At 65.1% G+C, this 7,631-nt stretch carries 6 protein-coding genes; 2 read left to right on the forward strand and 4 right to left on the reverse strand.

What is annotated here, in order from left to right; translation table 11 throughout:
* Positions 1–1,239, reverse strand: a 1,239-nt coding sequence (locus ACPYOG_RS17900) for a sugar ABC transporter substrate-binding protein (protein WP_481295505.1), incomplete at its 3' end; no start/stop codon positions are given.
* Between the two features lie 102 nt (positions 1,240–1,341).
* Positions 1,342–2,325, reverse strand: coding sequence for a glycosyl hydrolase family 32 (locus tag ACPYOG_RS17905; protein ID WP_481295506.1), 984 nt, complete (start codon positions 2,323–2,325; stop codon positions 1,342–1,344).
* Positions 2,326–2,525: 200 nt separating this feature from the next.
* On the opposite strand from ACPYOG_RS17905, the gene ACPYOG_RS17910 reads away from it, so the two are divergent.
* A complete protein-coding gene (locus tag ACPYOG_RS17910) occupies positions 2,526–3,581 on the forward strand; it encodes a LacI family DNA-binding transcriptional regulator (protein WP_481295507.1) in 1,056 nt (351 codons plus the stop codon).
* A 187-nt stretch (positions 3,582–3,768) separates the two neighbouring features.
* Positions 3,769–4,995 (forward strand): Fic family protein, encoded by a 1,227-nt coding sequence (locus ACPYOG_RS17915; protein ID WP_481295508.1) that lies wholly within the window; start codon positions 3,769–3,771, stop codon positions 4,993–4,995.
* A gap of 102 nt (positions 4,996–5,097) precedes the next feature.
* Here the strand turns inward: ACPYOG_RS17915 and ACPYOG_RS17920 are convergent, their stop codons facing one another.
* Both ACPYOG_RS17920 and ACPYOG_RS17925 read right to left on the reverse strand, forming a co-directional pair.
* Positions 5,098–5,856, reverse strand: a complete 759-nt coding sequence (locus tag ACPYOG_RS17920; RefSeq protein WP_481295509.1) for an SDR family oxidoreductase — start codon at positions 5,854–5,856, stop codon at positions 5,098–5,100.
* Positions 5,857–5,896: 40 nt separating this feature from the next.
* Entirely contained in the window at positions 5,897–7,294 is a 1,398-nt protein-coding gene (locus ACPYOG_RS17925; protein ID WP_481295510.1) for an MFS transporter, read from the reverse strand.
* Positions 7,295–7,631 lie beyond the last annotated feature (337 nt).

The raw sequence follows: 7,631 nt of genomic DNA on the forward strand, positions 1-7,631 counted from the left end.
ACCCCAGACAGCGGAAAGGGAGCCGGCGAATTTCGAGGTGATGGTGGGGTAGCCGGCGGTGACAGGGCGGTAGACCGCCAGGCAGTCCTTCGTGATCGCGTCCGCCGCGCAGGCATGTGCGAGCTGCTCGCCCCAGAGGGCAAGCGCTCCGCCTGTCTGGTAGAGCGTGTCAGCTGTGAATGCAGATTTGGTCGCGGGCGGCGCACCGTTGGCCTGAGTCATCGCGGTCACGTTCTTGTCGTTCAGGAGGTAGTCCAGGAAGAGCCCGGCAGCCTTGCCGGTCTTCGTCCCCGATCCGACTCCCCAGGTCCATGACCCTGCGCCCGCCTTGGCGCCCTGACCCATGTTCGGGAGCGGCATCACGACCAGGTCGCTTCCGAGCGCCTTGGAGAACACCGGATAGTTCCAGTGGCCGCCCCAGGCGACTCCGACGCGACCGTCGACGAAGGCGTTTCCGTCCGCGTTTGGGTCGGTGTACGGCTTCCAGGTCGCGAAGTCGGCGAGCGCTTTCACGCTGGCCGACGAGTCGAGCATTCCCGCAGACTTGCCGTTCTTGATCAGGTTCCCGCCGGCCGACTGCACAAGCGGCGCGAATCCGTAGGTGCCCCACTCGCCGGAGAGTCCGGACTCATTGAGGTCGAGGGCCTTACCCGATGGGTCGGCCGCTGACAATGCCTTCAACGCCGCTGCGAATTGGTCAGGAGTCCAGGCGCTGTCGAACGAGGTCGGGTAGGTGACCCCGGCCGCATCCAGCAGCTTCTTGTTGCCGTACAGCCCCATCGCGGAGTCGTACATGGCCAGGCCGTACAGCTTGCCGCCGGAGGTTCCTTCGGCCACCGAACCAGGCGTGGCGTTGCTTATGGTGCCTTTGGCCACATAGTCGCTCAGCGGCGCGAGCTTGTCGTTGTAGACGAAGCTCGCCAGCGTCGGCCCGTCGATCTCCAGAACATCCGGAAGCTGGTTCTTCGGTGTGCTGGTGATCGTGGTCGTATACGTGTCACCGGAGATGAGCCGAAGCTTCGCGGTGACTTTGCCTTGCGACTTGTTGAAGCCGTCGACGGCAGCCTGCAATGCGGCATTCTCGCTGTCCTGGCCTTGATGTGCCCAGACATTGATGGCGCCTGTGCCAGTGCCGGCGCTGACGCCTCCCCCGGCGCTCGAGCACGCCGTCATGACGACGGCGGCTGTCACCGCGACGGCGGCCAACGCGCCGCGTCGCAGGGTTCGTGTGATGGTCATGATTCTCCTTGTTCGGTGCATCCGTCGCTGGATGCGTGTTGCAGGCGGTGGGTGACGCTGCTCGCTGGGCATGCCTGCGGCGCCCAGGGAAGTCGATGGCTCTCACTGCCTCCGGACTACTGCCGCGCGGCTGGCGATCAGGGCCGCGTCCACCGGGACGTGGAAGGGGAATGGGTCGCTGATGCCGCCGGCGAAGCCTCTGCCCACCTGATCATTGTGAAACGCGAGGAACTGCCACCCTCCGTTGCGACCTTGGATGACGCGACCTGAGTAGAGGGCCTCGGAGGTGACCGGTCGGGCCGCTGCGAGGAGGAAGGGTCTGGTCGGGTCATCGATGAGGACAGCCCATGTCCCAGGGTCCGGGTGGTCAGACGCATGCTCTGCTGTCATCGAACCCGCCGCAGATGAGAACAGCAGTACCCATCGGCCGTCTATCGCCGCCACCTGGGGAACTTCGAGGTGCGCGAATCCTTCACCGGGCCGGCTCAGCGGGGGGCGAACCTCCCAGGTCACCAGGTCCTGCGAGAAGGCATGGCCGATGACGCCCCGGTCGTCTATCGCACCGTGGTTCGCGCGGGCCGTGATCAGCATGTGCCACCCTGAACCGGCCGGATCTTTGAAGACCCACGGATCGCGCCATGCTTCTTCCTTCCAGGTCCCCATCTCCCAGGTCTCGTACCACCGTGGATCAGCAACGACGACCGGCCCAGGAGTTTTCGTCCAGGTCCGCAAGTCACCGGATACTGCGACCCCGATGGCTTCGACGTTGGCCATCTCGGGCTCAGGGCCCAGGAACCGGGATCCCGTGTAGAACATCCGCCACATACCGTCGTCTCCTCGGACGACGCTCCCGGTCCATGTGGCCGTCGCATCGAAGTCGTCCGGCGCTCCTGTATCGAGCACGGACTCGTCGACGACAGTCCAGTTCTGAAAATCGTCCGAGACGGCGTGTCCGATGCGCGCTGCCCTGTGGCGACGTCGCGGGTCCACAAGCGACGTAGGGGCGTGAAGGTAGAAGAGGTGGTATTCCACTCCGTCGTCGGCGATCCAGAAGTCCCAGACCCACGACCCGTCGATCGTCAGCATGACGACACTTCTCGGCGCCTCGCGCGATCGCTCGTATCTTGTTCCCCTGCACGTCTCTCTCCATTGAATCCGTGGTGTGCTAAACCGCCTAACCAGTGAAGTTATGCGGTTTAGCATGCAAAGTCAAGCGCTTTAGCAAAATGGCAGTAACATGGACTCCGATGGGGAGGAGGGCGGCAATGGCTCAAGGCCGAGTGACGATGGCCGATGTCGCCCGCGAGGCCGGCGTATCGACAACCGCAGTGTCGCTGGTCCTCAACGAACGGCAGGGAACGCGCCTCTCCCCTGAGTCCGCCGAACGAGTACGTGCGGCCGCCGACAAGCTCGGCTACCGGCCGAACCTCACCGCACGAGCCCTGAGCACGCAGAAGTCGCGGATCCTCGGATTCATCTCAGACCAGGTCACGACCGACCGGCTCGCCAGCGGACTCATTCGCGGGGCCCTCCAGGAAGCGAAACGACACGGTCACGTTCTCTTCATCAACGAGATCGAAGGCGAGCTGAACGCCGTCGACGAAGCAGTCGACGCACTAACCGACCGACAAGTCGACGGGATCATCTACGCCGCCACCCGACCGCACGCCTTTACCATTCCCGACCGGGTTGGAAGCACCCCGGTCGTCATGCTCAACGCCATCTCCGCGGACTCACGAGACGCCGTCAATGCCGACGAGCGAAGGGGGGCCACGGACATCGTCGATCTGCTGCTCGATGCCGGTCATACCGACGGCGTCGTCATCCTGGGGCGCTCGCTCGATCAGCCCGACGACGAATGGCTCACGTTCGCTGTACAGCGACGACTCGCGGGCATCTGGGAGTCGTTGGCCGAGCATGGCGTGAGGCCGGTCGCCCAAATTCCCTGTCAGCCCTGGTCGGTCAAGTCAGGCTACGAGGCCATCCGTGACCTCCTGAGCGCCGGGGTGCAGCCGCACGCGCTGATCTGCCTGAATGACCGACTGGCTTTCGGCGCCTATCGCGCGCTCTCGGAGGCGCACCTCACAGCAGGACGCGACGTTGCAGTCGTCTCTTTCGATGACGACGACATCGCCGTCTACCTGCACCCCATGCTCACCACCGCTGCCGCCCCGTTCGAGACCATGGGGGCTCTCGCAGTGCAACTGCTCCTCGACCACGAGCACGAACCTGGGGAGCATCTGGTCCCCATGCCGATCCGCGTCCGCGAATCGGTCCATCTGACCAAATCGCGTGCCGCGGAACTCCATGAGAACAGCCCGGAGCCGAACTGGACCCGCTGAACACCGCTCCGCACTTATGAGGTGCAGCTGGAGGTCGTCCAACACGTGTTCGGGTCCGCGACCAGCCACGATCGATGCTTGCATCCAGGAAACGCACCAGACAGCGGCGCCTAGCCGTCGTAAGTCCTCGGCACTTTCTCGCTTAGCGCCTCTAAAGTAGAAGTACCCCGCCCACGTCCCCGACGAATTGGGCGCCGCTCTCCCCCACCTCGGCAGCGAAGCCCGGACGGCAGCCGAAGACGCGCTCGTCGTCCTCGCCCGCGCCGATGAGCGCCTCGCGGCCAAGGGCGGCTATCTCAACCACCTGCTCATCCGTTCCGAGTCGATCTCCTCCTCGTGGATCGAAGGCAACCGCGTCACGCCGAAGCGCCTGGCCATCGCCGAACTTCTGCACCACGGTTCACGGCAGGCGCTCGACGTCGTCGCCAACGTCCGCGCCACCGAGCAGGCCATCGCCGAATTTGCCGACCTCCGAAGGCCGATCGCAGCGTCGGACATCATCGACCTGCAGCACGTCATCGAACCGCGCCTCGAGCGCGGACTCCGCACGGAGCAGAACTGGGTCGGCGGCCCCGGCTTCTCGCCGCTGCGCGCCGCGTTCGTCCCCCCGCCGGAGACCGAGGTCCCGCGCTTGGTGGACGACCTCGCCGGCTTTCTCACCGAGACCACAGGCAACCCGCTGGTGCGCGCCGCTATCGCCCACGCTCAGTTCGAGACCATCCACCCGTTCGTCGACGGCAACGGCCGCACCGGTCGGGCGCTCATCCACACGGTCCTGCGCCGTGCCGACGCGGTGCGCAACACGCTTATCCCCATCAGCACCGTGTTCGCGGGCAGCACCGACGCGTACATCGCCGGGCTTTCCGCGTTCCGCGCAGTGCCGCAGGCACTGGATGACTGGGTGATCGGCTTCGCACAGGCGGCCGAAACCGCAGCCGGCACCGCGGTGAAGCTCGCTGACGACATCGCCGCCCTCGACGTCGAGCTCCACGAGCAGCTAGTCGACTTCCGCCGCTCCCAGGGCCGCAACCCTGCGTTGCCTCGTCGCGACGCCGTGTCGCTCCGCATCCTCGAGACGCTGGCCACTGACCCGGTAGTCACAGCCGAGAGCGTGAGCGAGCGCTTAGCCGCCTCCCCTGCGGCTGCGCACCGGGCTCTCACCGAACTGCACGAGGCGGGCATCCTCGGCCGCAGCAAGGACCAGAAGGGCCGGACGATCTGCTGGACGGCCGACCGTCACCTCGCGCTCGTAGCCCTCACCGAGCGCAGCAACCGCGTAGGCGGAGACGACACCCGCAACCGGAAGCCACGGCTCGGGCCCGCTGCGCCCGTGCTCGCTGAGCGCGAACGGCGGTTCCCGGAGCTGTTCGAGACGGCCCAAGACGCAGAGGACGATCCCGATTTGGGAGCTTAGACGGGCAATATCGGGGAGAAGGTGCTCCAGGAATACCAGTTGTGGTTCTTGGTAATGAACTGGTCGGTCCGTAGATGTATCCGGGCGGTTAACAGCGTCGGGTCAGTCCTGGTCCCGACGGTCGAAGGTCAGCCCTCCGGGCACCTGGAAGGTTGGCATGATCTCGATCAGGCCGACGTTCACGTGACGGGGTGCGTCGATGGCGAACGCGATGGCGTTCACCACATCATCGGTCGTGAGCGACTCGTAGCCTTCGAAGTAGGTCGCGTGCGCATGCGCGATGTCTTCGGGGGTGCCGCCCGTGTTACGTGCGAAGATCTCGGTCTCAACGCGGCCGGGCGAGATCTCGGTCACACGCACGCGCTTTCCGAGCGTGTCGTTGCGCAGCTGTCGGGAAAGCTGGTGCACGGCCGCCTTGGTGGCGTGATAGGCGGTGTGTCCGAAGAAGTTGTAGTGGCCGGCGATCGAGCTGATATTGACCACGTGGCCACGGTCGCGCTCTACCATTCCCGGGAGGGCGAGGCGGCACAGGTGCAGCACCGCGCCGAGGTTGACCTCGACCAGATCGTCGATATCGTCACGTGTTGCTCCAAGCACATTGCCGGTCCGCGACACCCCGCCGATGTTGGCGAGAACGTCGATCTCAAGGCCCGCAACCAACGCCTCCAGAGCAGCGGTGTCGCGCAGGTCGGCGACGTGACCGATGGCCCCGGTCCGCTCCGACAGCTCGGCGATCCGATCCGCGTTCCTGGCCACTGCGTGCACAGTGAGCCCGTTTTCGCGAAGGCGCTCGACGAGCACAGCGCCGATCCCCGAGGTCGCGCCCGTCACAAGGGCAGTCGAATAGTCTGCGAACGTCACATTTCCTCCTGTCGATTCGGCTCGTCGCCCCGACGAGCCGTCATTCAGCGACACCCCGCCGCGCAGCGAGGCCGCGGACAACGTTGGGCGGAACTGCTGTCGCGGCAGTGACCGCAGCCTTCTCCGGCTCGCTCTGCTGCACCTCGTCGAGCTCCTTGAGCGTGTACGTCCGTGTCTCCTTCGCCGTGAGCGCGGACACTCCTGCAAAGACCATGAAGCCGATCGCTACGAGCGACGGGCCCACCCAACCCTTGAGATCGGCGCCTGAGAGCGCGGTGGCGAGAACAGGGCCGACAGCCCCCGAGATCGCGAAGCCGATCTGGGTGCCCAGGGCCAGCCCGGAGACACGCACCCGGCCGGGGAACATCTCGGCGAAGAACGACGGCCAGGACGCGTTCACCATCGAGTAGAAGAACGAGTAGTCGACGATCCCGAACAAGAAGATCAGCGCCCAATTACTGGTCGTGATCGACCAGAGGTAAGGCACCATGGTGATTCCGACCCCGACGGTCCCGATGAGGAATACCGTCTTGCGGCCGATCTTGTCGGTGAGGTAGCCGGCGATGGGTGTGATGCCGAGCGCGATCAATGCCGAAACGGTCGTTGTCAGCAGCATGGTCGGCTTGTCGAGCTTGTATCCGGCGGTTCCGAAGGCCACCGAGAACGTCTGCATCATGTAGCTGGTTCCCGCGATGAGGGCGCAGAAGATGATCCGCGCCACAGCCCGCCAGTGGAAGCGCAGGAGTTGACTGAGCGGCGCGATGTTGACCTTGATGGACTGGGTCTCGAGGAACTCCGGTGGTTCCTGCACGTGGCGGCGGATCAGGTAGGCGACGACGACCACGATGGCGGAGAACCAGAACGGGAGCCGCCATCCCCAGGTCAGCAACTGCGCGGACGGCATCGAGGCGATCGGGATGAAGACCAGCAGCGTGAGCAGCGTGCCGGAGGCGGAGCCCAGCGTGGTGAAACTGGTGATGAAACCCCGGCGGCGCTCCGACGCGTGTTCCAGGCTCATCGTGATGGCGCTGGGCTGCTCGCCCGAGAGGCACAGTCCCTGGATGACGCGGATCAGCACCAGAAGAATGGGAGCGGCGGCACCGATCTGCGCGTACGTCGGCAGGCAGCCGATCAGGAAGGTGCAGCCGCCGATTCCGAACAGCGTGATCATCATCACGAACTTGCGACCGAACCTGTCCCCCATCGGACCCAAGATGAGGGACCCGAGCGGACGCACCGCGTATCCGACCGCGAACGTGATCATGGCCAGCAGCACGCTGACGCCCTCGGGCAGCTCGGGCGAGAAGAACAGCACATTCAGGATCAGCGCCGACGAGGTGCCGTAAACGGCGAAGTCGTAGTACTCGAGCGTCGTGCCGATCCAGGCGGCGACCGCCGCTCTGGCCGGGGTCTTCCGGGGAAGTGCGATTTGGGTCATATCGTCTCCATCGGCGATGAGGGCGGAGCTGATCTCCGGAGCGCGGGGCGGGAGAATGCGAGCCTGCTCTAGGCTGGTCGGTCCTCCTGATCGACCACCGTAGCTGCGTCGAGCGAAGCCGTCGCCTCCAGTTGGTGCTCTGTGCCAAACATGTGCGGGCACACTTGCGTCGCTAGCTCGCGTCGCCGAGATTTTCCGGCTCACAAACACCTGGTCAAAAGTCCTATACCCACGCCCGATGTCGCGTTCCGTGTGTCCGGATCTGAGGGTGTTGCCTGTGCCTGAATGGCACGAATTGTGCCGAAGCAACGGCCACGCGACCGCGCGGTCAGGAAAC

This window comes from Leifsonia sp. HAY1-4F (genome assembly GCF_056755275.1).

Coding starts and splice junctions, on each gene's coding strand:
- ACPYOG_RS17905 (WP_481295506.1), bottom strand. CDS start 2,325: ATGCTGACGATCGACGGGTCGTGGGTCTGGGACTTCTGGATCGCCGAC.
- ACPYOG_RS17910 (WP_481295507.1), top strand. CDS start 2,526: ATGGCCGATGTCGCCCGCGAGGCCGGCGTATCGACAACCGCAGTGTCG.
- ACPYOG_RS17925 (WP_481295510.1), bottom strand. CDS start 7,294: ATGACCCAAATCGCACTTCCCCGGAAGACCCCGGCCAGAGCGGCGGTC.